Here is a 1,903-nt window from a genome sequence, read left to right on the forward strand (position 1 = left end):
ATGCAGCACCGGCGGTGGTGGCCAAGCCGGTCAGACCCAGAGGCAGGGACGCGGTCTTGAAGAAGTTGCGGCGGCTGAAGTCGGTCATGGGCGGGCTTGCAGAGGTTGCAGCGAGGAGTCGGCGGCGTGGCCGCTGCCGCGGCCCCACAGGCGGTCGTAAGGCCAGCCGGTCAGGTCTTCGACGATGCGGCGGCTGTCATCGGTCTCGGCTTCGGTCGCACCGCTGCGCAGGCGCTCGACCTCGTTGACGAGGACGGCATGCGTGCTGGCATTGAGGCGGAAGGTCCAGGAGGCGATCAGGCCGAACAGCATCATCAAGAGGGGCCCGCCCACCATCAGCCCGGTGATGGTCTGGATGGCCTCGGGGCTTTGCACGATGACCTCGCCGGGGCGGCTCTTGGGCGAGATGTAGCCGCCCAGGTCGATGATCCAGCCGCTGGCGATGATGGCCGCGCTCTGGGCCATCTTGCGCACCAACGTCATCACGCCGGCAAAGATGCCCTCGCGGCGTTGGCCGGTGACGGCCTCGTCGATGTCGGGCAGGTAGTTGTAGACCGACCAGGGCACGAAGTTCAGCGTGCCGCGGCCCAGGCCCGCGAGGACGATGGGCRCGAAGATCCAGAACACCAGGCTGAAGCTGCCGCTTGCCGGGTTCAGCGCGGTGAAGAGGTTGGTGCCCAGCGCCTTGAAGCCGGCATCGAAACCCTCGGGCCGCGACAGGAAGAAGCCCAGGTAGAGCAGCAGCGCCGCGCCGAACAGCGAGATGGCGAGGCGGTAGGCCAGCACGGGGCCGGTGCGGATGACGATCTGGATGGCCACCATCACCGAGATGAGCTGGGCCACGTACATGACCGTCATCAGCTGCGAGATGACGAGGGTCGCGCCCATCAGCACCGTCGCCACGAAGATGGGGAAGGCGGTGTTGAAGATGTCCTGCGACAGGTAGCCGCCCAGGTAGATGGACAGGTGCTGGCGGAAGGCGCGGATCTTCAGCGTCGAGAACAGGTCGCCGAACATCTTGACCGGCAGGGCCAGTGCGGCCTTCAGCGTCACGCCGCCATAGGTCTGCGACATGACCGCTTGTTCGCGCGTGCCGTAGGGGCGCTCCCACGTCGTCAACACGACGATCGTCACGACGACCGAAAAGATGCAGCCAAAGATGGCTGCCATCCAGAAGAAGGTGTCGGGCGAGTCCTTGCCGCCGAACTGGCTGATCAGCAGCGTGGGCAGGTAGGAGGCCAGGATGGCCGAGCTCTGCGCGACGATCATGCGCGCGCCGGCGAACTTGGCCTTGCGCTTGTAGTCCTTGGTCATCTCGGCCGCCAGCGTTTCCCAGGGGATGAGAAACATCGTGTACAGCAGCTCGAAGAAGATGAAGGCAAGCAGGTAGTAGGTGAACGTGTGCCCGGTGCGGAAGATCAGCGCGAAGCTGGGCAGCAGCGGGATGGTGACCAGCAGGAAGAGCTTGCGCCGGCCGATCTTGCGGCCCACCCAGGTGTGGCGCAGGTTGTCGGACACATAGCCGATCAGCGGGCAGGTGATGGCTTCGAGCAGGCGCGGCAGGCCGAGGATCAGGCCAGCGTCGACGGCGCTGAGGCCGCAGAAGGTGGTGAAGAAATAGAACAGCCAGCCGGTGATGACGGCCTGGGCGCCGGCGCCCAGCATGTCGCCGCTGCCCCAACCCCAGTAGTTGATCCAGGTGGGTTCTTTGGCGGCTGGGTGGAGGTTTCGGGTTGTCATGTCTGTGCTCTTTGAGCGCTTGTCTCAGCTGCTCTTGTTTTCTGCTGCGAGTGGTGCGGGGATTTCGCCCCCGCAGGCGAGTCACTTTCTGGGCCGCCAGAAAGTAACCAAAGAGCTTCCCCCTGACCGCCCCGCCCTACGCTTCGCTGCGGGTCCCCTGCGG

Annotated in this window: 1 protein-coding gene; it reads right to left on the reverse strand. The window is 65.4% G+C overall.

Annotated elements, in window-relative coordinates:
* Positions 1-84 precede the first annotated feature (84 nt).
* Positions 85-1,740: an MFS transporter gene (locus tag ACXJKR_RS31105; RefSeq protein WP_457326139.1), complete on the reverse strand. Its 1,656-nt coding sequence runs from the start codon at positions 1,738-1,740 to the stop codon at positions 85-87.
* Positions 1,741-1,903: the final 163 nt, after the last annotated feature.

This window comes from Roseateles sp. P5_E11 (genome assembly GCF_054049355.1).